20 protein-coding genes are annotated in these 23,283 nt (G+C 58.4%); 15 read left to right on the top strand and 5 right to left on the bottom strand.

Features of this window, described 5'->3' with window-relative positions; all coding sequences use genetic code 11:
- The first annotated feature begins 4 nt into the window (after window positions 1–4).
- The 7 genes from ASD83_RS04650 (at window position 5) to ASD83_RS04620 (ending at window position 6,422) form a co-directional block, all read left to right on the top strand.
- Window positions 5–709 carry a fumarylacetoacetate hydrolase family protein gene (locus ASD83_RS04650; RefSeq protein ID WP_320409096.1) on the top strand — a complete coding sequence of 235 codons (705 nt, stop codon included), beginning with the start codon at window positions 5–7 and terminating at the stop codon, window positions 707–709.
- A complete protein-coding gene (maiA, locus tag ASD83_RS04645) occupies window positions 709–1,353 on the top strand; it encodes a maleylacetoacetate isomerase (RefSeq protein ID WP_056308394.1) in 645 nt (214 codons plus the stop codon). Before ASD83_RS04650 ends, maiA begins: the two co-directional genes overlap by 1 nt.
- A 159-nt stretch (window positions 1,354–1,512) precedes the next feature.
- A complete protein-coding gene (locus ASD83_RS04640; RefSeq protein WP_056308391.1) occupies window positions 1,513–2,481 on the top strand; it encodes a Bug family tripartite tricarboxylate transporter substrate binding protein in 969 nt (322 codons plus the stop codon).
- A gap of 57 nt (window positions 2,482–2,538) precedes the next feature.
- Window positions 2,539–3,477 carry a VOC family protein gene (locus tag ASD83_RS04635; RefSeq protein ID WP_056308389.1) on the top strand — a complete coding sequence of 313 codons (939 nt, stop codon included), beginning with the start codon at window positions 2,539–2,541 and terminating at the stop codon, window positions 3,475–3,477.
- The gene (locus ASD83_RS20585) at window positions 3,372–4,511 is read left to right on the top strand and encodes a quinone oxidoreductase family protein (protein WP_082560948.1); all 1,140 of its coding nucleotides are present in this window, start codon (window positions 3,372–3,374) and stop codon (window positions 4,509–4,511) included. The genes ASD83_RS04635 and ASD83_RS20585 overlap by 106 nt, the downstream gene beginning before the upstream one ends.
- Window positions 4,512–4,521: 10 nt before the next feature.
- The gene (locus ASD83_RS04625; RefSeq protein ID WP_056308385.1) at window positions 4,522–5,427 is read left to right on the top strand and encodes a fumarylacetoacetate hydrolase family protein; all 906 of its coding nucleotides are present in this window, start codon (window positions 4,522–4,524) and stop codon (window positions 5,425–5,427) included.
- A gap of 41 nt (window positions 5,428–5,468) precedes the next feature.
- Window positions 5,469–6,422 carry a MarR family winged helix-turn-helix transcriptional regulator gene (locus tag ASD83_RS04620; RefSeq protein WP_056308382.1) on the top strand — a complete coding sequence of 318 codons (954 nt, stop codon included), beginning with the start codon at window positions 5,469–5,471 and terminating at the stop codon, window positions 6,420–6,422.
- On the opposite strand, the gene ASD83_RS04615 is transcribed toward ASD83_RS04620, so the two are convergent.
- The 4 genes from ASD83_RS04615 to ASD83_RS04600 form a co-directional block, all read right to left on the bottom strand.
- A complete protein-coding gene (locus ASD83_RS04615) occupies window positions 6,400–6,918 on the bottom strand; it encodes a TIGR02444 family protein (RefSeq protein ID WP_274532573.1) in 519 nt (172 codons plus the stop codon). The two genes, ASD83_RS04620 and ASD83_RS04615, sit on opposite strands and share 23 nt — an antisense overlap.
- Window positions 6,915–8,363, bottom strand: a complete 1,449-nt coding sequence (locus tag ASD83_RS04610) for a UbiD family decarboxylase (RefSeq protein ID WP_162249121.1) — start codon at window positions 8,361–8,363, stop codon at window positions 6,915–6,917. The genes ASD83_RS04615 and ASD83_RS04610 overlap by 4 nt, the downstream gene beginning before the upstream one ends.
- A gap of 22 nt (window positions 8,364–8,385) precedes the next feature.
- Complete coding sequence (locus ASD83_RS04605; protein ID WP_056308376.1) at window positions 8,386–9,627, bottom strand: flavin-dependent oxidoreductase; 1,242 nt, start codon at window positions 9,625–9,627, stop codon at window positions 8,386–8,388.
- An 85-nt stretch (window positions 9,628–9,712) separates the two neighbouring features.
- Window positions 9,713–10,288: a UbiX family flavin prenyltransferase gene (locus tag ASD83_RS04600; RefSeq protein WP_056308374.1), complete on the bottom strand. Its 576-nt coding sequence runs from the start codon at window positions 10,286–10,288 to the stop codon at window positions 9,713–9,715.
- Between the two features lie 229 nt (window positions 10,289–10,517).
- Between ASD83_RS04600 and ASD83_RS04595 the strand changes: the two genes are divergently transcribed.
- The 8 genes from ASD83_RS04595 (at window position 10,518) to ASD83_RS04560 (ending at window position 22,292) form a co-directional block, all read left to right on the top strand.
- Window positions 10,518–10,970, top strand: a complete 453-nt coding sequence (locus ASD83_RS04595; protein WP_056308373.1) for a tripartite tricarboxylate transporter TctB family protein — start codon at window positions 10,518–10,520, stop codon at window positions 10,968–10,970.
- The gene (locus tag ASD83_RS04590; protein WP_056308370.1) at window positions 10,970–12,478 is read left to right on the top strand and encodes a tripartite tricarboxylate transporter permease; all 1,509 of its coding nucleotides are present in this window, start codon (window positions 10,970–10,972) and stop codon (window positions 12,476–12,478) included. Before ASD83_RS04595 ends, ASD83_RS04590 begins: the two co-directional genes overlap by 1 nt.
- A 138-nt stretch (window positions 12,479–12,616) precedes the next feature.
- A complete protein-coding gene (locus tag ASD83_RS04585) occupies window positions 12,617–14,134 on the top strand; it encodes an amidohydrolase family protein (RefSeq protein ID WP_056308368.1) in 1,518 nt (505 codons plus the stop codon).
- 78 nt (window positions 14,135–14,212) lie between these two features.
- Complete coding sequence (locus ASD83_RS04580) at window positions 14,213–15,919, top strand: asparaginase domain-containing protein (protein ID WP_056308366.1); 1,707 nt, start codon at window positions 14,213–14,215, stop codon at window positions 15,917–15,919.
- Between the two features lie 238 nt (window positions 15,920–16,157).
- Entirely contained in the window at window positions 16,158–17,696 is a 1,539-nt protein-coding gene (locus ASD83_RS04575; RefSeq protein ID WP_162249120.1) for an amidohydrolase family protein, read from the top strand.
- 688 nt (window positions 17,697–18,384) lie between these two features.
- Complete coding sequence (locus ASD83_RS04570) at window positions 18,385–19,416, top strand: ABC transporter ATP-binding protein (protein WP_244489096.1); 1,032 nt, start codon at window positions 18,385–18,387, stop codon at window positions 19,414–19,416.
- A 147-nt stretch (window positions 19,417–19,563) separates the two neighbouring features.
- Entirely contained in the window at window positions 19,564–20,592 is a 1,029-nt protein-coding gene (locus tag ASD83_RS04565) for an extracellular solute-binding protein (protein WP_056308360.1), read from the top strand.
- A gap of 32 nt (window positions 20,593–20,624) precedes the next feature.
- Window positions 20,625–22,292: an ABC transporter permease gene (locus ASD83_RS04560; RefSeq protein ID WP_082560946.1), complete on the top strand. Its 1,668-nt coding sequence runs from the start codon at window positions 20,625–20,627 to the stop codon at window positions 22,290–22,292.
- Window positions 22,293–22,380: 88 nt separating this feature from the next.
- Here the strand turns inward: ASD83_RS04560 and ASD83_RS04555 are convergent, their stop codons facing one another.
- Window positions 22,381–23,274 (bottom strand): TolB family protein, encoded by an 894-nt coding sequence (locus ASD83_RS04555; protein WP_056308357.1) that lies wholly within the window; start codon window positions 23,272–23,274, stop codon window positions 22,381–22,383.
- Window positions 23,275–23,283 lie beyond the last annotated feature (9 nt).

Here is a 23,283-nt window from a genome sequence, read left to right as displayed (position 1 = left end):
GAATATGATGACCAATTCCGCTCTCTTTCCCTCACCATCCTGGCCGCAGGCGGCCATCAAGGGTGAGAAGAATACATACCCGGTGCATCGAATTTTCTGCGTTGGCCGGAACTATGTCGAACACGCAAAAGAAATGGGGGTGGAGGTGGATCGAGAGGCTGCCTTCTACTTCCTGAAGTCGGCCTTATCCCTCATGCCCAGCGGCAGCACGATTGCCTACCCCCCGGGCACGAGCAATTACCACTATGAGATGGAACTGGTTCTAGCCATTGGCGCGCCGGCTTTTCGCGTCAATTCCGCTGACGCCCTGAATTACGTATTCGGCTACGCCACCGGCCTGGACATGACGCGTCGCGACCTTCAACTTGACGCTCGCTCCAAAGGCAGACCATGGGACTTGGGGAAGGATTTCGAGCAATCGGCCGTGATTGGCGAGATCACCCGAAATGACGAATTTGGCCCCGTTGGTTCACAGAGAATTAGTCTCACCGTCGATGGCCTGACACGTCAGGATGCGCACCTCAGCGACCTGGTTTGGTCAGTCCCGGAAATCATCGCGGATCTTTCAAGATACTACCATCTGCAGCCCGGGGACCTGATTTTCACGGGTACGCCGGCCGGGGTCGGCGCAGTTGAAACGGGCAATGTGCTTGTCGGTGAGATTGACGGTCTCTCTCCGGTCAGCATGACAGTTGGGAGGCCAGAGTAATGCGTTTTTCCGGCTACTTTCGCAGCTCCGCGGCATACCGTTGCCGTATCGCATTCAATCTTAAGGGGGTAACGCCGGAGACCCACTTTGTGCACCTGCGCCGTGGTGGGGGTGAACAGAAATCGCCAGCATACCTGACCGTAAATCCTCAGGGCCTAGTGCCGGCACTTGAGATCGACGGTGTGGTTTTGACCCAGTCCCTGGCCATCATCGAATGGCTTGACGAGGCATACCCCATGCCCGCGCTCTTGCCGAACACTCCTGTGGCGAAGGCGCAGGTACGGGGTTTTTCCCAAGCCATCGCGTGCGACATCCACCCGCTGCAGAATCTGCGCGTCCTCGACTATCTCCGGACAGAATTCGAGCAGGATCAGAAGGGTCTCGATGCCTGGTGCCAACGTTGGATCGGCGAGGGCCTGGATGCGTGTGAATTGCTATTACAGCGGAACTCCCCTCACACCAGGTTCGCATTCGGTGATCAGCCGGGGCTGGCCGATGTCTGCCTGGTTCCACAGCTGTTTTCCGCCTCACGCTTTGGTCTCGAAATTGCCAGATGGAGCCGGCTCAATGCCATTGCCGAGAATTGTGCGGCACTTGAGGCATTTGCGAACGCTCACCCATCCCGTCAGGCTGACGCGGAGTAGCGATAAATGAGCGTTGTCTGACGACGCTACGAGCAACAAGCCCATTTAATCGACTAGATTGGGCTACATTTCTCTTAAAATATCATCAGATATCTGATTAATATCTTGTCACCAGAAATCGCCTTGATATGGTGATGCTACCTTTTAGGGGAGGAGTCCATGCGGACCAAATTGTTGCTTGCCGTTGCCACCGTATTGTCGATCGCAGCCTCGCCAGCCCTGGCTCAGGATTACCCGACAAAACCGGTAAACATCATTGTCGCAGCACCAGCCGGTGGCGGGATCGACGTCGCTGCCCGGCTCGTTGCAGAGGAACTGCACAAGAAGTGGGGGCAACCCGTCGTTGTCGAGAACCGTCAGGGTGGAGGCGGCAATGTCGGGGCCGACGCTCTGGCGCGCGCCAATCCGGATGGCTACACGATCATGGTTTCAGGACCCGCCCCGCTGACCATCAACCGGCTGATCTATGACAGCCTCACCTTCGATCCTGACACCATCGTACCAGTCGCCATTCTCAACACGATTCCCAACACGATCGTGGTCTCGAACAAGCTTGGTCTCGATACGATGGAGGCCTTTGTCGAGAAGGCCAAGGCTGCGCCCGACACTATCTCCTACGCTTCGCAGGGTATCGGAACGACGCCGCATCTCGGCGCTGAGCTGCTCCAGAGCATGGCCGGCATCGAGCTGGTTCATGTGCCATATCGTGGCACCGCTCCGGCCGTCACCGACATTGTGGCGGGACACGTGGACATGATGTTCATGCAGCTCGAATCCGCGCTGCGCCTTCATCATGATGGCACCGGCAAGATCCTCGCCGTAAGCTCCGCGGAGCGGTTGGCGGAGCTGCCCGAAGTGCAGACGCTCATTGAACTCGGCTACGAAGGCTTTGTCTCGGACACCTGGAATGCTGTCACGGCGCCTCCGGGTACACCGGACGAGCTCGTCTCGTTCATCAATGGCGCAATCAACGAAGCGATCGCCCTGCCGGCCGTCGCTGAACGCTTCAGCAATCTGGGCATGCACCCCGTCGGTGGCAGCGCCCAGGACATGGTCGACTACCTGGCCGTGGAACGCGAGCGTTGGGGTAAGGTCGTCGTCGACGCTGGTATCAAGGTCACAGAATAAGTTTGCCACTGCTCCCCTGGGGAAATCCCAGGGGAGGTTCGTCTTGGAGTTTAGGAAGTGATCGAGAAGAAGCTGCTGGAGAACGCGTACCCTTGGACTTGCATTGTGCAGGCTCGCCGACTTGGCCATGCCCTCCTGCACACGCCAGACCTGGAGCGCCAGCTGGCGTATTACACCGATCTTGTCGGATTCAACGTCGTCGCTCGCGAACGTGGCAAGGCCTACCTGGCCAGCAGGGCGGGTCAATTGGCGATTGAGATGCAGGAGAGTGACATCGCCGACTGCAAGGCTCTATCGTTCGAGGTTTCGTCGGACGTGAATTTTGCCGAAGTCGCCAAGGCTCTCCAGGCTCACGGTATCGCCAGCGAAGCGCGCTCGGATTCCTTGCCCACAGCGCAGGAAGTCCTCGCCTTTCGTGATCCAAAGGGCACAGAGATCGTTCTGTTCAAAGGGTGGGAACGACTGGTTGATGCTCGCAAACAGGTTGGCATTTCACCGCTGAAGTTCGGCCATATAGCCTTCATCGTGACTGACATCGCCAAGGTGGTGGAATTCTACAGGACTGTGCTCGGCTTCCGGGAATCCGACTGGATCGAGGACTACTTTGTCTTCATGCGATGCAACGCAGACCACCATACGGCCAATTTCATCCAGGGGCGCTCGTCCCGGATGCATCATATCGCCTTCGAATTGCAGGATGCAGGACACCTCCGTCGTGCCTGCGATCTCGTGGGTCAAAACGGTGGCAAGATTATTTGGGGACCCGGCCGCCACAGCGTTGGCCACAACATGTTCGCCTACCATCGCGACGCCGACGACCATATCATCGAGTATTACTGCGAACTGGACCAAATGCAGGATGAGGCACTTGGTCACTATGTGCCCCGGCCATGGCATCAGGATTTTCCGCAGCGGCCGCGCGTGTGGCTGCAGTCGGAGTCGATGAGCTGGGGCGTCCCTCCGACCGAAGATTTCAAGAAGCAGCGCCACCAATGATTGGTTCTGTTCCCAAAACTATGCGGGCGGCATTGCTTGAGGAGACCGGAGGGCCTGAGGTACTCCGCTCACGAACAGTGCCTGTTCCTGTCCTGCGGTCAGGCGAAATTCTGGTCGAAGTTCATTCCGTCACTGTCAATCGGACCCTCGATCTGGCTGTTCGCTCAGGATCATATGTGCGACAGCCGCCACTTCCGCATGTCCTGGGTGTAGATCCAGCAGGTATTGTTGTCGACGTCGCGCCGGATGTCGGAAATGTCCGATTGGGCGACAGAGTCGCCTTGTCTTCGCGGGTTGGACGCGCTCCCAATGGCAAGATCATCATGCTGGGTGTGGATTGCTGGGGCGGATATGCCGAATATGTTCGCGCACCAGCGGATAGCGCCCACACTGTGCCCGATGGGCTTCCATTCGTGACTTCAAGCATTGTCATGCGCCATGCGCCTCAAGCTTTCCATATGCTGAGGGGAAAAGCGAGCGTTCAGCCTGGAGAGTGGGTATTGGTGATGGGGGCGGCCGGTGCGCTCGGCAGCGCCAGCGTTCAGGTTGCCAGGCATCTCGGTGCAAGAGTGATTGTTGCTGCTGGTGGTGACGATCGTGTCGCTGCGGCGATGGCTCTGGGTGGCGAGTTTGGAGTTAACTACAGGCGCGAGGATCTAACAGCGCGGGTGAAGGAGATCACCGACGGCCGCGGGGTTGATGTAGTCTGCGAGAATATCGGTGAGCCCGAACTTTTTCACAAGGCGTTCGCAAGCATTGGCCGGGGAGGGCGCCTGGTCAGTGTTGGAAGCCATGGCGGCGGCGTTGTCCCGTTGGATATCGCCCATCTCTATCTCAACCAGATCACCATAATGGGTTCTACGGCTACAGGCCCTGCCGACGTCGCCGAGAGCTTCAAGCTGGCGGCGACCGGCGGATTTGATGTCTTGATCGCCGCCACCTTCCCTTTGGAGCAGGCGGCAGCGGCGCACGAACTTGCCGGCGAGCCCGGTACTCTCGGCAAAGTCGTGCTCGACCCAACAATTGTCACTTAAGGCCGTCAGCATGCAACTTGTCGTCTACCGCCAAAAAAACACCAACCGGACTGGGCTTCTGTTCGAGGACCACGTTTTCGACCTTGCCTCCATTCTTGCAGATGACAAACTCTCAACGATGCAGGGCGTCCTTGATGACTGGCCGATGGTCGAGGGCCGGCTTTTCAGCCTGAAGCTTGAAGATGGAATACCGCTTGCTGACGTTTCGTTGAGGGCTCCCGTTTCGGGACATGGCACTGTTTTCTGTGCGGGCGCAAACTACCGGGACCACTCGGCTGAAATGGCGGCTCTGCACAACCGGCCGCCGCCGGCGGATCCGCACACTTTGGGTGAGCAACCCTGGCATTTCATAAAGGCCGCCCAGAGCATCACGCACCCAGGGGCAACGATCCATCTGCCCAGTGAATCCCAAGAGGTGGACTGGGAGGCAGAGCTCGTTGTGGTCATTGGCAAGAGCTGCCGCAATGCGACAATGAAAAACGCACTCGAGCACGTCCTGGGCTACACGATCGCGAATGATCTCTCGGCAAGAGACTTGTCCCGACGGAACGCCCCTGATGGTTCACCTTTCAAGTTCGACTGGCTGTCTCACAAGTCATTTGACGGCTCGCTCCCCTTAGGGCCGGCCATCACGCTTGCCAAGGACGTGGCTGATCCGCAGTCGCTCGCAATTAGGCTCCAGATCGACGGGACCACCAAGCAGAACTCCTCGACGTCCGAAATGACCTTCTCGATTGCCGAGCAGATCGTTCACCTCTCGCGAAATCTCACCTTGCGACCAGGTGACCTTCTCCTGACGGGCACACCGGCCGGTGTCGGCGCTGCAAAGCGAGAGTTTCTGCAGGGCGGAGAAACCGTAGTCGTCACCATTGAAAAAATAGGAACACTGACGAATTTAATTGCATCGCGGGCCTGAATTCCTAATGTGGCGCCGTGGCGTGGAGGAACTTGTCGTCTATGGCTGACCTGTCGGAAGAGGACATTTATAAAGAGCTGCAAGGTCGCCTGCAGGCTCTATATAGTCGGCCAGGGTTCAAGGTCCGTCGTTTGAGGCAGATTTCGGAGTCAATCTTCAATGAAGCTTGCGTCGAATTCTCTATCACTACTACTCAGTTCGGCGTTTTGTACACACTCAGCGCCATAGACGATCTGGATCAGATCACTGTTGCCAGATTGATTGGCCTCGATCGGTCAACCGCAGGATTGGTGATCGAACTGCTGGAGAGTAGGGGGCTGATTAACCGCGGCTTCGACCCCGCCGATCGGCGTCGACGCGTTCTTGCGATAACCACGCAAGGCAGGGAGCTCATCGAGAAGCTCCAAGCCCCGGCGCAAAGATCCATAGAGAGGCTCCTCGACAGTCTGTCGCGAAAGGACCAGAAGCGCTTCCTCAGCCTGTTGGGCAAGTCGATAGACGACGACATTTCTGGCGAGCAGATGTTGGTCTACCAGGCCAAGATTTCGGCCCTCCTGCAGCGCCCCGGCATCTTGATCCGCCGCCTTCACCAGAAGTCCGAAGCGCTCTTCGTCGAAGAGTGCAGGGATCAGCAGCTTACGCCCACCCAATACGGGTTGCTCCACGTTGTCCGCCAGTGCGGACCGGTGGACCAGATTACCATGGCGCGCCTGATCGCCGTCGACCGCTCGACCGTTGCACTCGTTGTCAGGCTTCTTGTGGAGAGGGGCTTGATCAGCAAGTCAGTGGACACCGCTGACAAGCGGCGCCGGACATTGGTGATTACGCCGGAAGGACGCGACCTCTTCCAGGCCGCAGCATCGTCGGCCGCTCGGGTGATGAATGCTCTTCTCTCCTCGTTGCCCGATGACGACCGCCAGTGGCTAATGTCCACCCTCGACAAGCTGATCAATCGGCATGAAGCCCGCTTCTCTACGGTTCCTCAGCCGGCTTAACGATACCCGCGCGATCGAGGTTTTTCATTGCGGACGTCAGTTCTGGCCAGCGCGGAATCCCGGCGCCCAAATGCTTTGCGTAGACGGGCAGCGGCGGCTCCGTACGGTGGAGGTCGGCTGGGAGCGCCGAGAGTGCGCCGGCGAGAAGGCGGAGTTCGTGCTGTTCTGCGGCCAGTTCGGACATTTTGATGTTCGATCTCAAGGCTTCAATTTCGGCGCTGTCTAAGCCAGCGGGCTTGAGGTAGCGCCGAACTTCCCGCAGCGGCTGAACGACCGACACTCGCCATGGCGAGACCAGGGCTTCAAGTTCTGCGATCGTCTTGTCGTCGACGGCAATTCCATTTTGCTGGGCATAGAGCAAGGCGAGGACAATGCAGACGTCGGCGCCTGCTTCGTCCTGCCATTGGATGAGACGCTCCTGCATGCCGGCGCTGGCATAGAGTGCCATTGCAAATGCCCATAGCGTCTCATCAGATTGTTTTACCGCGCCGCTCAGTGCAACTGATCCTTGAACTTGGCCGCGATCTCTTCACGCAGTGCGTCTGACGCCCTCGCAACCAATGGGAAGGTCTTCAGGCGTTCGAATGGTCGACACGCGTCAATCAGCGCCCGGGAATTGGTGCCATCGGCATTGAGCATCGGATCGAGCGGGCCTGACCATGCGCGGCGAATGAACTCAATATCGACACCGGGATCGCAACGGGTACTGATGGCCCAGAGGACGTCAAAGGTGTTGGTGGGGTCCACGTCTTCATCAACGACAACGACGAACCGCCCCATATAGGAGCCAGACTGGCAACTTGCCGCCAGATGTAGGGCTTGCCTTGCATGCCCGGGATAAGCCTGCTTCAGCGACACCACGTTGAACATTCTGGCGCCGCCAGCTTCATGGCACCAGACACCCTTCACCCCGGAAAGACCGGCCCGTTCGATTTCATCCCAGATCATACCTGACTTGGTCACGCACTTGGAAAAGCTGAAATCGGAAGGTGGTTGCATGGGTGATGCCATCGTCATGATCGGATTATCGCGATGGTAGATGCGCTGAATGCGAACGACCGGCTGGGGACTAGGATTTGAGGCATAGTACCCAGTGAATTCGCCGAAGGGGCCTTCCATAAGCACATCACCAGGGTGGATTTCGCCCTCGATGACGATTTCGGCGAAGGCCGGCATGGGCAGGCCGTGAACCTCGCTCTCGACGACGTCAAAGGGAATTCCGCGATGACCGCCGGCATAGTCGTATTCCGACAAGCCATAAGCGATCTCGTTACCTGAAGCCAGAAACAGCAGAGGGTCGTGGCCAACGCAGATCAAGACTGGGCAGGGCTCATTCTTGGCAAAATACTTGTCCCTGATCTGGCGTCCCTGTTTGCCGGGAGAGGTCCACAGACCAACGGATTTGGCATCATGGACCATGGAGCGATACGTGCCGATATTGATCCACCCGCCGTCGGGATCCTTCATGATCACCAGGTCGTCGGTTCCGACATAGCGGCCGCCGTCGAGTTCGTGGAGCTTGGGTACCGGGAACTTCAGGATGTCGATGTCGTCACCCGACAACACATTCTCAAAGATCGGTGCGTCCTCTTTCGGCACGACCCGCGGCGGAATGGGCTCGTGCTGCTTCATGCGATCGCGATACGATTGCACGATATCGAGTGGCTTGGTTGAAAGCGGAAACCCCAGGGTTACTGCAAGACGCTGACTGGAATTGGTCAGACCGCTGACACAACGAAATCCCTCATATCCTGGAATATCGTCAAAAAGGATGGCCGGAGGGTTCTCCTGGTCGTTGTGATAGATGAGCTCCGCGATGCAACCCATCTCCAGGTCCCAGGTGGCGCCGGAAATGCGCTTGAGCTCCCCAAGACTGTCAATGCGCTGAAGAAACTCCCGAAGGTCGCGGTAAGGCGTGTCGTGCCGAATTTGCTTGGTCATGGTCATGCTTTCTTGTCGCGCTTCAGCTTGCCGAAATCTGTTCGCGCGAGTAACCCGCGATCTGCTTATAATTGTTGGAAAGAGCCGCCAATTCCTCGGGAGAAATGACCGAGTCGATGCTCTCAAACGGCTTATCCCCGGTTCGACGGTAAACCTCCTGCAAGATGATGTCCGGTGGGACTTTCCGATTGCTCAGAACCACCTGTGTCGTCACCGGCAGACGCTCAGCCTCATATTTCTTGAGTGCGTCGAGCGGGTCACTCTCAGACAGAAGCGCATTGCCAAGACTGATGCCGTCAACGATCGCCTGACAGGCACCATTGGAACCACGAGGATACATTGGATGCGCGGCATCGCCCATCAGCGTCACGCGGCCCGCGGTCCAGAACGGCAGGGGATCCTGGTCGACCATAGGGTATTCCAGAATGCGTTCGGTACTGCGCAGCATGGACGGAATATCAAGCCAATCGAACTTCATGTCTTCGAAATGCGCAATGAAGTCGTTGATATCGCCTTCCTTGTTCCAATCGCGCTTGGGCTTGTAGTGTGGCGTCTCCAATTCGACCACCCAGTTGATCAGCTGATTGCCCTGCCCGTCGACATCGTTCCGGATGGGGTAGAGAACAAGCTTTCCGGTTGCCAGCCAACCCACGCGGGTCATGTTTGCACCCTGGAGGAAGGGCTTGTGGACAGTGGCTCCACGCCACATGTTCACCCCCGAGTAGACCGGATCACCTTCCTGGGGGCGCAACTGTTTCCGGATGCGCGAATGAATACCTTCGCCGCTAATCAGGATATCGCCCGTGACAGCGGGCAACATGTCGCCACTGATCGTATCTTCAAAAAATGCGGTGACGCTGTCTGACGTCTGTTCGAAGCCGACGCAGCGATGGCCAAGCTTGAGGCGCCCGGGACCCGCTAGAGCCTCGAAGCGCTCAAGAAGAGGTTCGTGCAGGTCAGCACGGTGGACTGAGTATTGCGGCAGGTCGTATCCGGCCCTCAGTCCAGCCGGCTCGGAATAAATATGTTGGCCAAAGCGATTAAAAAAGGTCGCCTCATAGGTTTGCACGCTGCGCTTTGCCATGGCGTCGAAGACGCCAATCTGCTGCAGCGCCTTACCCGCATGCGGGAGAATATTGACGCCGAGCCCGATTGGATCAAGACGTGGCGCTGCGTCATAGACCTCTGGAATAATGCCATCCTGGGCCAGCCTACAGGCAAGGGTCAGGCCAGCAATGCCGGCGCCGGCAATAATAACCCTCATTGTTTTCTCCGTGCGTTAAAAATCATACGTCTGATTATCTGGTATAAAGAAGACGCGGCAGGCATTTGCCTGCTGCGCCCAAGCGTTAAGGGGTGGTCAGACCGTTCCAGCGACGAACCAGTCCGACATCAAGGTCGAAGAGATCCAACGCTCGGCCAACGGTGTGGTCGACCATCTCGTCGATGGACTTCGGGTGAGCATAAAGTGCGGGCACCGGGGGCATCACGATGCCCCCCATCTCGGTCACACTTTGCATATTTCTCAGGTGGGTTAGTGTGAGCGGCGTCTCGCGGGCCAGTAGCACTAGACGACGCCGTTCCTTGAGCGTCACTTCGGCGGCCCTGGTCAAGAGACTGGACGTTACCCCAGTGGCGATCTCCGCGAGGCTCCGCATTGAGCAAGGCGCGACAATCATGCCCAGTGTTTTGAACGACCCGCTCGAACAACTCGCCCCGATATTGCCTGGAGCGTGCACGACGTCGGCGAGGGCTTTAATCTCGTTGGCCGAGCATCCCAACTCCTGTTCAATGGTCAGCACACCGCTCTTTGAAATCACCAGATGCGATTCGACACCCGCATCGCGCAGAATTTCCAAGCACCGCTTGCCGTAAATAGCGCCCGATGCTCCGGAAATTCCAACGATGATACGCGGTTTGGTCATTGTTCCTCATCCCTGGCTCCATTAGGAGCTGTTTCGCGCATATAAGATGACATCTGACTATTGTGTCAATCGGGATGACGCACGCATGTGGTGTTTTGCTGGCAGAAAATATGGTGACAACGCCTCAACGGGAGACCTAAAACGCGTTGACATTTAATCAGACGTCACATTAAAAATCTCTCACGGGATCGTGTCGAGGGGCAATTGATCCCAGAATTTGGAGGGTTAAATGTCACAGGTGCGGGATCACCGCGATCTGATTGGAGGAGGACTCCTGGCGTCATTCGGATTGTTCGTGGTGATCTACGGAATAGTCCATTATCCGCTGGGAACTCTGGTGAGCATGGGGCCGGGCTTTTTCCCGGTCGCGATTGGCGCGCTGATCGTACTTTGTGGGATCGCCATCGGCGTTCCCGCGCTCCGCCGCCCGGGCGTCATGCCAGTATTTGAAGTGCGTCCTGCCATAGCCGTTTTGGGAGGCGGTATCGCCTTCTCGATACTCATACAGCACTTCGGGCTGGTCCCGGCTATCGTCGGTCTGGTCCTCATTACTGCTGCCGGGGACACCAAACTTGGCTGGAAGGCCAAACTGGTGCTCGCCGTCAGCTTGGTGGCTATCGCGGTCCTGATCTTCAAGATCGGCCTCAATATGCCTGTCCCCTACGCGAAGTGGCCGTTCTGATGGACATTCTTGGCGATCTCTTGGGCAACGTGCAGATCGGACTCAGTTCCGCTGTTACGCCCACAAACCTCTTTTACTGCTTCGTCGGCGTCTTTCTCGGAATGGTGGTCGGCGTACTGCCCGGCATCGGCACGCTCGCGACGATGTCGATGCTGTTCCCGCTCACCTTCTACTTGGAGCCGACCACCGGCCTCATCATGCTGGCTGGTCTGTTTTACGGCAGTGCCTATGGTGGCTCAACCGCATCGATCCTGCTCAATGTTCCAGGCACACCCTCTTCGGCTGTCGTGTGTCTTGATGGCTACCCCATGGCCAAGCAGGGCAGGGCCGGCGTTGCGCTGTTCATGGCAACGATCGGTTCGTTCTTTGCCGGGAGCGTCGGCATCATCCTGATGATGGTGGCCTCGCCTCTTATCGTGAGTGTAGCGCTGCAGTTCAGTTCGGCGGAATATTTCGCACTCATGGCCCTCGGGCTGATCGCGGCAACGGCGGTGTCGGAGGGATCCGCTGTAAAAGGCATCGCCATGGTCTGCATGGGCCTGTTCTTGGGATCGGTAGGGCTCGACCTCTATTCCGGGATGCCGCGTTATACCTTTGGCCTGATCCAGCTCTCCGACGGTATCAGTCTGGTCGCCGTGGCAATGGGCGTATTTGGTCTTTCCGAACTGATCGTTTCGATCAGGGCGGTAAAGCCTGGCGAGGTCCAGCACGTAACGCTCCGATCGATGATTCCAACACGGGAGGACTGGCGGCGTTCGATTGGCGCCATGCTTCGCGGAACTGGCATTGGCGCGTTCTTCGGTATTCTGCCCGGCGTGGGCCCCACGGTTTCCGCCTTCATGTCCTATGCCGTTGAGCGCAAGATCAGCAAAAACCCTGGCGAGTTCGGAAACGGCGCGATTGAGGGCGTGGTGGCTCCAGAGTCCGCCAACAATGCTTCGGACCAGACTGCCTTCATCCCGACGCTGACATTGGGCATCCCTGGTAGCGCAATGATGGCTTTGCTCCTGGGCGTGCTGATCATGCATGGGATCACGCCTGGTCCAAGCCTCATGGCGGAACGTCCCGATATGTTCTGGGGTTTGGTGATGAGCTTCTGGATCGGCAACCTGATCCTCCTCATTCTCAATATTCCGCTGATCAGCTTGTGGGTGTCTATTCTCCGGGTTCCTTACAAGTTCCTGTTCCCCGCTATCTCGATGTTCATCTGCATCGGCGTTTACAGCATCAACAATAGCCCGTTCGATGTCGTCCTTGTCGTTGCCTTCGGTCTGTTTGGCTACGTGGCTCGCATTCTCGGATTCTCACTGGCGCCGCTCATTCTGGGCTTCGTGCTGGGACCGCTAATGGAAGAGCACTTCCAGCGTGCCATGATCCAGTCGCGGGGCAACGTCGCCATCCTGTTCGAGCGGCCAATCAGCGGCACCATCATGGTGATCGTTCTGGCTCTGGTGGCTTGGGCGGTCTGGGGCGCGTTCAAACGACGCAGACAGACGGCTTCGGCCTGAGACACCCCGCCGGAACGCAGTTTCGGCGGGGTCACTTTCTTCCATTTAATCAGACGTCGGATCAATAGGCGCTGGGCATGCCTCCGCCATGTCGGAAGGGGAGCGGAATTCAACATCCAACGTGGGAAGGAGATCCATATGTGCGACGGATGCGACGAGAATACAGGCAAGGACATCACTTCAGTTTTAAGGCGCCGCTCGCTTCTGAAAGGTGGTCTGTTGGGCCTTGTCGGTGCCGCAGTCGCGGCGCCGGTGGCGGCGGAGAGCGTCATCCCTGCGGCTGACGAGGTCCCGGCACCAAGTGGGGAGTTCGTGATCGAGAATGTCGGTGTTGTCAGCGTGGACGACACTGTTGGCCTTCTTCAGAAGGGGGCTATCCACGTCCGTGACGGCAAAATTGTCGCCATTGGTGAGACGGTCGAGGCTCCGGGTGCAACGCGCATCGATGGCACCGGCAAGATCGCCATGCCGGGGATGGCAGATACCCACTGGCATATGTGGAACTCGCTGTTCAAAAACCTGATCACACCTGATCATGGCTACTCCACGCTGAAGAACGAGCTTGGTCCGCATCACACGGCCGAGGACTACTACGTCGCCACCCGGCTCGCACTGGCTGAAGCAACAGACGCCGGCATTACGACAGTCCTGAATTACGCTCACAACGTGCGTTCTCCAGAGCATGCTGACGGCGAAATCCGGGCCATGCTCGAAAGCGGCCTCCGCGGCCAATACGCCTATGGCGGCTTCGATCCCACGCCACTAGATCAGACGTTGGATCATGATGATTTCCGCCGCATTCACCAGGAGTTCTTCAGTCACGCCGGTCGTGATGGAACTGGTCGAATGTCGCTCGGACTCGCCGGCCGAGCAGTGCCGGCGCCGATGGACGTTGACCGTCGGATCGACGACTACAAGATGGCCTTCGAAATGGGGCTGCCGATTGTCGTTCACTCTGGCCAGTCACCGGCGTTCATCACGTCGCCAGCCCAGATGGATGAAGGCGGTGTACTCAACGAGCGCAACATCTTCGTGCACGGCGTTCTGCTGACGGAGAGAGACCGGGAGCTGATCATCGAGAAGGGGGCGTCGGTGTCCATTTCGTTCGGCAGCGAGTTCAGGAACCTGCGAGGTGGGTTTGTGCGAGAGCAGGCCCTGCTTCTCCTCCACGGTGGCGGCAATCTGACCCTCTCCTGCGATGCCACGTCGCTCAATCCCACCTCGATGTTCGAGCAGATGCGCCTGGCTTTCGCGCTGATAGCCCCCGAATTCGAAAAGCCCTCGGAAAAGCTGGCTTCCATCACCGCGGCTCAGTGTCTCGAGATGGGGACGCGTAATGGTCTGAGGGCATTGGGGCTTGCGGAGGAGGCGGGGACACTTACGCCAGGCAAGAAGGCGGACATTGTTCTGCTCGACGCCAACTCCCTCAACATGGGGCCCGGCTCCGAATTGCTGGACCGGATGATCGTTCATTCGGCAATGCGCCAAAATGTCGATACCGTCATCGTCGACGGCGTCCTCGTTAAGTGGAGGGGCAAGGTGGTCTCGATGGATGTGGATCAGGTCCGTCAAGACGCGATCGAGTCGCTCTATAACATTCGCAAGCGTGCTGGCGGCGACTATGCCCCGACGACGACCGATGTACCCGCCGTCTAAACGATAAGTCGAGTATGGGGGGCGCGGTTCTGCGTCCCCCGGCCCGTAGCAGAATTGAAGAAATAGCGAGACTTGAAGATGACAGAGCACGGTCGCAAACGTATTGCCCACATGGCAGGGCCCACTGCCACGGTGCAGAATTCGCCGCCTCTGGTCACGTCAAACAAGGAACGCGATCGGCTCGGCCTGGCGTTGCGCCTTGGACGTGACGGCAAGCCTCTGAAGTACGACGCCTTGCGCCCGCAGCGGCTCGCGGCGCCCGCCAAGGTTTATGTTGAACAGCACTCAGCGCATCCGCTGGAGTCCGACGCTGCCCATCTCTACGGTCCCCCGCATGGATATATCCATGCCGATGGCACCTTCGCCACTGCGCCAACGGATGAAACTGCTCGGCCGGTATATGAGATTGCGCTCGATCCCGCCGACGGCCTCTACCCATTGCCCTACATGGCGACGCAAGCCGATGGCACTGCGTGGGAGGATGATGGTGCCTTCCCCGGAGCACCGGCGGACAAAGCCCGCCAGTCCTTCTTTCCGAACGGGGCAAGGAGCTTCGACGAGATCGACCGCATCGGGATCAACGACAGCGGAACAGCTGGCCTGATTTCTGAATTGGCCGATGTGGACTTTCATCGCGTGCTTCCGCCTGCCGGCTACACCCAGGGCCTGCCGCAGCAGGATCGGAGTGACATAAGCGAAGGCGACATTGATCACGAGAAAAGAGGCAGGGACTTTTTCGCTTACCGCCCCTACCACCTGAGCGTTTCCCCACCTCGAACTTCGTTGGCTCAGATCACCAACCGGGTACAGGCCATTGCCGACAGCGGCCAATACGATGGCCTATTGTGGACCCAAGGCAGTCCACAGATCGAGGAGACCCTCTATTGGTTCAACCTCCTCATCGACACCAACCTCCCCATTTGCGGCTGTGCGGCGCAGCGGGCTCAGGGTGAAATCGGTGCCGACGGCCCCAAGAATATCGTCGACAGCGTTGCCTACCTCACCTCGGATGCCTGGCAGAATGAAGATGGGCACAACCGCTGCGGCACGGTCCTCCTGCAGGAACAACAGATATTCGCGGCACGTGAGGTCACCAAGGTTGACGCGCGCCCCGGTGGGTATCGAGCAACTGGGGGGCATGGGGGGATTCTCGGACAGGTGACACACAAGGGCAAAGTATGGATTCCGTACGTGCCGGCCTACCGGCACACGGCGACTTCTGAAGTTAGTCTCAGCAAGATGCCGGCGAGCGTCGAGGCGGTTGTGCGAGGACACGATGGCCGCCTCACCCGTATCCCGGTGGTCATTCTGGAAGGCCCAGCAAAGCTCTCGGAGGCCGCGATCCCTTCGGTGTCCATAATCAAGGAACCTGGCTATTCCGAAGAAGCATTCGATACGCTTCCGGATGAGCGCACTGACATCTTGGCACGCATAGAGCATAAGCTCGCTCTGGGGCGCTTGTCTGGGTTCGTTGCCGAGGGCCTGGTTCCGTACGGGCATCAGCCTTCACGCACGGTCGAGACACTGATTCAGCGAGCCATCTTTTCCGGCATTCCCGTCGTCAGGGTAGGGAGGGGGGCACCCGAAGGTTTCACCGACCATTCGCCGTACGTTCTGGCAGGCTCTAATCTCACAGCGACCAAAGCACGACTTGTACTCATGGCGTGCCTTATGAGATTCGGAGCGCTCCCGACTGCCGTGGATCCGACATCCCCCACGGACGATGAACGTGCGGCAACCCGCCAAGCAGTTGCTGAATGCCAACGAGTTTTCGACACGCACTAAGCATCGCAGGCATCTTGTACGCTAAAAGATATGACGTAGGATGATTATTATCTGCCCATATGTTGGCCAAATTTTGATCAAAGGACAAAACTAATCGCGTAATATCAATCTGTTATTGGGTCTACGTAGGTGTTCACTTCTATGGCATGCACGGGGTGAAAATCAGACATGAGAATATGAGCATTCTTGAGTTCGAGCGCATCGGCAACGTATGGGCGCGAACTCAAGAGGAGTGAATATGACCGTGCATACCAACAACGAACCCTGCGACTGCTGCGGAGAGCCGATCCAACCCAGGCTTTCACGCCGCTCCTTGCTACTCGGCGCCGGCGGCGTCGCAGGGGCAGGTCTGATCGGCTTGGCTGCGCCTGCGATTTTGAAACCGTCGAATGTACGTGCACAGGAAGCGGGCACCTCTTCGGCCCTTCCAGATCGTGGCGAATACCTCATCAAGAGAGGCTCGGTCGTCACCGTCGACGATGCTTTGGGTAACATCGAGGGAGCAGATATTCATGTGAAAGATGGCGTCATCGTCGCCATAGGCGCCGATATCGAAGCGCCGTCTGCAGAGGTAATCGACGCCTCCAAAATGATCGTCATGCCCGGGATGATCGACACCCATTTCCACATCTGGACCAGCATCATGCGTAACCTGTTGGCACCGGGTTTCGAGTATTTCGGCGTCAAGGGTGCATTCGTGCCGCACATGACGCCTGCCGACTTTTACGCCAGCGACATGTTGGCGATGGCGGAGAGTCTGAATGCCGGGATTACGACCCTGCACAACTACTGCCACCACGTGATGTCGGCGGATACGGTCGACGCGGAACTGCGCGCACATCGCGATGCTGGCATGCGTGCTCTGTTCAGCTTTGGCCACAAGGATGGTCTGGACAAGGAACAATTGATCGATCTGGAATTGGCAGGGAAGGTTCACGATGAGTGGTTCGGCGCCAGCTCACCGCTCGACAACCTGACCACGTTCGGCATCAATTCCCGCGGTCCAGCCACATTGTCGGAATCTCTTTTCCGTCAGGAAATGGACTGGGCATTTGAGCGCGATCTGCTTGTCGCCATGCATGCCGGGCAGGGGCGCTACAGCTATGGTGTCGTTCCCATGAAAGACTGGGGCTACCTCGGCCCCAAAACCCTGATCGTGCACTTTGTGCATGCCAGGCCCGAGGATCGGGCTGCCATGCGGGAGACCGGTGCTTCGCTTAGCTACTCGGTGCATTCTGAGTTCCGATTGGGCAATGGCGGCTACCAGGCGCAGCAATTGGTCCACATGTTCAACGATGGCGTGAACGTTTCGCTCTCGTTCGACGCCAACGCACTCGCGCCTATCGACATGTTCGAATCCATGTCGACGGCTTGGTACATGGGCATCCCTTACAATGGGACCGACACTGAGGGGCTGCAGCCTGTCAATTTCCCCGACGTTATCAAAATGGGTACGATCAACGGCGCTAAAGCACTGGGTCTCGATGGCATCACGGGATCTCTGACGGTTGGCAAGCGCGCCGATATCGTCTTGGTGCGGGCCGACGATCTCAACATGGTTCCCTACGGAAACGTCGAAGGCATGATCGGTCGTACGGCGCGCGCCGCCAATGTCGATACCGTTATCGCTGATGGCCGGATCATGAAGCGTGGTGGCGTGCTTATTGGCCTTGATGTCGCGAAGATCAAGGAGGACGCCGTACGGTCAGCCTATGATCTTCGCCAGCGCGCTGGCGGGGCCATCGCAGTTGGCAGCGATTGGGCATTGGTCTCCTGAAACGCCCTGAAAGGGAGGCGGGGTCTTACTGCCCCGTCTCGAACCCTTGCAGGCTCAATGTAGATATTCACCCGAAGGTATCGCCCAAGATATTCCGCTGGCCATTTCAAGTTCCGAGATTAGCTGCAGGTCGATCACGAAATTCGCGCGTTGATACCTGAACAATCCCCACACCCGCCAGCATTACTCCGACAGCGATCCAATCCCCGGCGTCTATGACATCACCGCCGACCACGATGCCCGTCTGGTTATCTGGGGCATTCCAACGATGATGATGTTCCGCGACGGCAAAAACGTAGCACGCGTTTTAGGCGCGATGTTTGCAACTGACATCCTGCGGTGGGCCGCACAGCAGAAGTAAACACGCCATTTCCGCTGTAATGCCTTTTCTCCTAAAAGCTGCCAGTCCGCAAACCACCCCGTTATCGCCATGGCGTCGATTTTTGCGGACCGACTGCTTTTAGGAAATTGGCGACGCGGTCTGAACGACCGATATGGGCCGCGCACCTGTCGCGGAGCGTTTGCACGTTTTTTTGGACTATGGGTGTCAATGGGCCGCCAGCCGTTCAAGTTAGGCGATAGCGCTTCCGCACAACTGTGCTTTTCTCAAAGGGCACGATCAAGCCTGCTCCACTTGACAAGTTGCATAGTGCGCCGCCACTAGCAGGGCATGAATTCGGCCCATTCCATGCTTGTCCTTTCCGGTGTCACGCGCCAGTTCGGGTACATTGCCGCACTCGACGATGTTTCCCTCGAATTGGGGACCGGGCAGGTACTCTGCCTTGTCGGCCATTCGGGTTGCGGAAAATCCACTCTTCTCCGTGCTGTTGCCGGCATTGAGACGATTGACCACGGCACGATAACCGTGGGTGGTACGCCGGTCTCCGGCGGGGGCATATTCGTTGAGCCCGAACATCGCCGCATTGGCTTTATGTTCCAGGATTATGCGCTCTTCCCGCACCTCACCGTGCGCGCCAATATCGCCTTTGGCCTTGATCGACTGCCGCGTAGCGAACGTCTGCAGCGCGTCGGCGACATTCTGGGTCGGATCGGTATCGAGGCCCTGGCCGATCGGTATCCGCACATGCTTTCAGGCGGCGAACAGCAGCGCGTGGCGCTTGCTCGCGCCCTTGCGCCTCAACCGCGTCTTTTGCTGATGGACGAACCTTTCTCCAATCTGGATCGCGGCTTGCGGGACAAGGTGCGACAGGAAACGCTTTCCATCGTCCGCGATCTTGGAATGACGGCCGTCGTGGTGACACACGATCCCGAAGAAGCTCTGGCGATTGGCGACATGGTGGCCCTTATGCAAAAGGGGCGGTTGGTGGAAGTTGGTTCGGGGGAGCGCATCTATGACGCGCCCTGGTCCGTTTACACGGCGAACTTCTTTTCCAGGATGAACACCATCCCAGCCCGGCTCTTGGACAATGTGCTGGATACTCCGCTGGGGCTGTTTGCAGCGCCGGCAATGAGCGGGGTACCCAAAGTGCTGGTGAGGCCTCAATCCATCCGCCTCGCCTCAACCGGCGTCGCAGCGCGCATCGTGCATCGCTCGATACTCGGAGAGATCGAAGAATTGATCATCTCTGTGGAAGGTATTGACGATCCACTGATCATGCGCGGGACGGGGCGGCACGATGTGCGGCAAGGCGACGATGTGTTCGTCGCCGTAAATGCGGACGAGATCATGATTTTTCCTGAAGACCCGAAGGGGTCCTGATTGTCGAGCGCGATCAATAGTTTAGATCTATTCTAAGGTGGGTCAGAATAACTTGACTTCTTGTGTCCGCTATGGCCTTAGCTCCCTCAGGAGGGGATGATACGGAATTTCCGTGTGTCCCGATCATGTCACTTTGGGAGATCGAACATGCGCACCCGCTTCAAGCCCCTTTGCCTCGTGAGCACTATTGTATTGGCTGCCGCCGTTCCGGCATTGGCCCAGGAGGTCAATATCTACACGACGCGGGAACCTGGCCTCATTCAGCCGATTCTCGATGCCTTTACTGCCGAGACCGGCGTCGCCGTAAACACGGTGTTTCTTGAAAGTGGCCTGATTGAGCGCGTAAAGGCCGAGGGCGAAAGCTCGCCCGCCGATCTGCTGATGGCCGTGGATTTCGGTGCGCTGATTGATCTCGTGAATGCTGGTGTCACCCAGCCGGTCAAGTCCGAAGTTCTCGAGGGCGCAATTCCCGCATCCTTGCGCGATGTTGATGGCAACTGGTTTGCACTGTCGGGCCGCGCCCGCGTCGTTTATGCCGCAAAAGAACTCGATCTCGACAGCATCACCTACGAACAGCTCGACGACGAAGCGTTCCGTGGCAAACTTTGCATCCGCTCTGGCCAGCATCCGTACAACACGGCCATGTTCGCAGCCTATCTCGCCAAGCATGGCGAGGAAGCCACCAAGACCTGGCTCGAGGGGATCAAGGCCAATCAGGCCCGTGCTGCCGCCGGTGGCGATCGTGACGGCGCACGCGACATCGCGGCTGGTGTCTGCGACATTGCCGTCGCCAATTCCTACTACTTTGGCCTGATGGCCAGCGGTGCGGGCGGTGACGAGCAGAAGGCCTGGTCTGATGCGGTCAAGGTCATCCTGCCCACTTTCGAAGGGGGCGGCACTCTGGTCAATGTCAGCGGCGCTGCCGTCGCCGCCCATGCGCCCAATCGCGATGAAGCCATCCAGTTGCTCGAATACCTGGTGTCTGACGCCGCTCAGAAGCTCTATGCAGAGGCCAATTTCGAATATCCGGTCTCGGCAACGGCCGAGGTGCATCCAATCATCGCGGCATTTGGTACCCTGCAGCCCGACAGCCAGTCGCTGACTGAAGTGCTTCCCTTCCGCGCCCGCGCCAGCGAGCTCGTGGACGAAGTCAACTTCGACACCTTTGGAAACTAAGGCCAGGGACCCCGGCGGTTAAAGTAATCACGATGGCCGATATCGCCCAGGGACGCCTGAAGAGGCGTCCAAAAATCGACATCAGCCTCTGGGCCGCCGTGGCATTTGCCGCGGCGGCTCTCGCGCTCGTACCCATTCTGGCAATTGCCGCCACGGCTGTGGCGGATACCGGAGGGCTCTGGAGGCATATCATTCAGTTCGTCCTGCCGCAGGCGACCTGGAATACGCTCGTCCTATTGGCCGGAGCGGGCCTGATCTCCACCCTCGTCGGCACTGGCGCGGCCTGGATCGTCACCGCCTATGATTTTCGCGGCCGGCACTTCCTCGATTGGGCGCTGCTGCTGCCCTTGGCAGTGCCAACCTACATCATGGCTTACGCCTATCTCGATATTCTCAATCCGCTCGGACCGGTGCAGGGGGTGCTGCGCTGGGTCTTGGGCTATTCGAGCCCCCGCCAATTTCGACTGCCAGACATAAGGACCATGTGGGGCGCCGTTATGGTGTTCGGCTTTGTTCTTTATCCCTATGTCTACCTTACCGCTCGGGCCATGTTCCTGACCCAGGCCGCCAATGTCACCGAAGTAGCGCGGATGCTGGGCGTGCCCCGCTCGGGTATTTTCTGGCGCGTAGCCCTGCCGCTGGCGCGCCCGGCTATAGCGGTCGGTGTGTCGCTTGCCCTGATGGAAGTGCTCAATGATGTCGGAGCGTCCCAGTTTCTAGGTGTGCGCACGCTGACGGCCACTATCTACACGACCTGGATCGTGCGGACGGACCTCGCCGGTGCCGCGCAAATCGCCATCGGCATGCTGGTCATCGTCCTCGCCTTGCTGATGCTGGAGCGGGGGGCGCGCCGCAATCAACGCTTTGCCTCGACAGCACAGAATGCGCGACAGATGCAGCGCAAACCATTACGTGGACCTGCTGCATGTGTTGCCTTTGCGCTGGGCGCGGCACCCATCGTCATCGGCTTTGCCGGTCCTGCGCTTTATCTCATCGTGGCTGCGATCCGCCGCCTGGAATTTGCAGGCCTTTCCGTCTCACTGCTTCGGGCCACGGTTAATACCGTCAGCGTCTCGGCCATTGCGACCATTGCGATCCTCTGCATCGGCTTTGCCGTTGCTTATGCCGCGCGGCTTTATGCGACATCCTGGGCTGGCGCCACCATGCGTCTTGCCTCACTCGGCTATGCGGTTCCCGGAACGGTGCTGGCCATCGGCATTCTGGTGCCCGTTGCCGCAGTTGATCGTACTCTAGGCAGCATCTGGCATGCCTGGACCGGGCTGCCGGGCGGTCTCCTTCTCCTCGGCTCGGGTGCGGCACTTGTGTACGCCTATGCCGCACGCTTTCTGGCCATTTCCATCGGGGGCATAGAAGCAGGCCTGAGCCGCATTCCGCTTGCTTACGATCACGCGTCGCGAACGATGGGACAGTCGGCCAGCGGTACACTGTTGCGTATTCACCTGCCTCTCTCGCGCTCCGCAGTGATCGCTGCGGGCCTATTGGTTTTTGTCGACTGCATGAAAGAACTGCCCGCAACGCTGCTGCTCCGCCCGCTCAATTTCGAAAGCCTGGCCACGCTGCTCTATGGCGAAGCCGCGCGTGGCACCTATGAAGATGCTGCACTAGCGGCGCTGATGATCGTCGCTATCGGCATTCTTCCAGTCATCCTGCTCGCGCGCACGTCTCGCTCGTTCCAGTAAGGCCTAGGCTGAAAACACCGCCCTGCCACGGGTCGAAGTCAGAGCGCCCTCACTATGCCGGCGAACACCCTCCACTTGTGAGGTCGAACTAATGACCGAGTGGGTAGGAAACGAAAGCTAATCTTCGACTGTCGGGGGCCCAGGAATTCACGTTGATCGTTCCCTGTCCGCCAAAAAAGGCCGCAAGATCAGTCTGTTCGGTGCCATCGAGGGTCATCAGGCGGAGGAGGACGTGTTTATCGGGAGGGTGGCCGACAGTGTCTTCTGGGTAGCTCAGATAGGCGACGTGCCGGCCGCCGGGGGAGATGTGGGGGAACCAGTTGACGCGGGTGTCGAAGGTGAGTTGTTCGACGCCGGTTCCGTCCGGCTGCATGCGGAAAATCTGTGCGTGGCCGGGCTTTTTCGCTGAGAGTTCGGAGTTGAAATAGATCCAACGGCCGTCGGGCGAGTATTCCGGGCCGTCATTGGGGACGGTCACATCGGTGAGGCGTGTGTCAGGTCCACCGGCTGCAGGAATGATGAAAATGTTAACTTTTTGTTGCCCTTGAGGCGCTTCAACCGCCACATAGGTTAGCATTTCGCCATTGGGCGAGATGCCATGCAGATAATAGTGGTGGGGCGTCGGGTGCTGGTTGGAAACGCGGCGCGGTTCGCCCCCTTCGAAGGGCACAGCATAGAGGTGACCATCATCGGAACTGACATAGATGGTCGATCCATCGGGCGATAGGACGTGGTCGTTATTGAGGTCGTTGAGATCGCCGGTCGGAATATGTTTCGGCGTGCCACCCTCGGGGCTGATCCGGAAAAGTTGACCGCCGGCGTTGAAGACCAGCCATTGACCATCGGGCGACCAGTTTGGCGCTTCGATCACTTCGTCGGCGGTAAACACCGTGCGGCGATCGCCATAGAGGTCGATGACTTCGAGGACGGCTTTCTGGCCTGTGGAAAGCGTGCGGCCGCGGCGCGGGAAGGAGAAGCTCATGCTTTGGTC

The sequence above is a fragment of the Devosia sp. Root685 genome, from assembly GCF_001427875.1.
Lineage (GTDB): Bacteria > Pseudomonadota > Alphaproteobacteria > Rhizobiales > Devosiaceae > Devosia.
This window is presented reverse-complemented; position numbering and strand designations above follow the sequence as displayed.

What these genes read in the sequence shown, in the direction of transcription:
- ASD83_RS04640 (WP_056308391.1), top strand. Translation starts at nt 1,513, where the DNA reads ATGCGGACCAAATTGTTGCTTGCCGTTGCCACCGTATTGTCGATCGCA.
- ASD83_RS04590 (WP_056308370.1), top strand. Translation starts at nt 10,970, where the DNA reads ATGGACATTCTTGGCGATCTCTTGGGCAACGTGCAGATCGGACTCAGT.
- ASD83_RS20585 (WP_082560948.1), top strand. Translation starts at nt 3,372, where the DNA reads ATGGCATCAGGATTTTCCGCAGCGGCCGCGCGTGTGGCTGCAGTCGGA.
- ASD83_RS04575 (WP_162249120.1), top strand. Translation starts at nt 16,158, where the DNA reads ATGACCGTGCATACCAACAACGAACCCTGCGACTGCTGCGGAGAGCCG.
- ASD83_RS04650 (WP_320409096.1), top strand. Translation starts at nt 5, where the DNA reads ATGATGACCAATTCCGCTCTCTTTCCCTCACCATCCTGGCCGCAGGCG.
- ASD83_RS04600 (WP_056308374.1), bottom strand. Translation starts at nt 10,288, where the DNA reads ATGACCAAACCGCGTATCATCGTTGGAATTTCCGGAGCATCGGGCGCT.
- ASD83_RS04555 (WP_056308357.1), bottom strand. Translation starts at nt 23,274, where the DNA reads ATGAGCTTCTCCTTCCCGCGCCGCGGCCGCACGCTTTCCACAGGCCAG.
- ASD83_RS04620 (WP_056308382.1), top strand. Translation starts at nt 5,469, where the DNA reads ATGGCTGACCTGTCGGAAGAGGACATTTATAAAGAGCTGCAAGGTCGC.
- ASD83_RS04570 (WP_244489096.1), top strand. Translation starts at nt 18,385, where the DNA reads ATGCTTGTCCTTTCCGGTGTCACGCGCCAGTTCGGGTACATTGCCGCA.
- ASD83_RS04610 (WP_162249121.1), bottom strand. Translation starts at nt 8,363, where the DNA reads ATGACCAAGCAAATTCGGCACGACACGCCTTACCGCGACCTTCGGGAG.
- maiA (WP_056308394.1), top strand. Translation starts at nt 709, where the DNA reads ATGCGTTTTTCCGGCTACTTTCGCAGCTCCGCGGCATACCGTTGCCGT.
- ASD83_RS04595 (WP_056308373.1), top strand. Translation starts at nt 10,518, where the DNA reads ATGTCACAGGTGCGGGATCACCGCGATCTGATTGGAGGAGGACTCCTG.
- ASD83_RS04585 (WP_056308368.1), top strand. Translation starts at nt 12,617, where the DNA reads ATGTGCGACGGATGCGACGAGAATACAGGCAAGGACATCACTTCAGTT.
- ASD83_RS04605 (WP_056308376.1), bottom strand. Translation starts at nt 9,627, where the DNA reads ATGAGGGTTATTATTGCCGGCGCCGGCATTGCTGGCCTGACCCTTGCC.
- ASD83_RS04625 (WP_056308385.1), top strand. Translation starts at nt 4,522, where the DNA reads ATGCAACTTGTCGTCTACCGCCAAAAAAACACCAACCGGACTGGGCTT.
- ASD83_RS04560 (WP_082560946.1), top strand. Translation starts at nt 20,625, where the DNA reads ATGGCCGATATCGCCCAGGGACGCCTGAAGAGGCGTCCAAAAATCGAC.
- ASD83_RS04565 (WP_056308360.1), top strand. Translation starts at nt 19,564, where the DNA reads ATGCGCACCCGCTTCAAGCCCCTTTGCCTCGTGAGCACTATTGTATTG.
- ASD83_RS04580 (WP_056308366.1), top strand. Translation starts at nt 14,213, where the DNA reads ATGACAGAGCACGGTCGCAAACGTATTGCCCACATGGCAGGGCCCACT.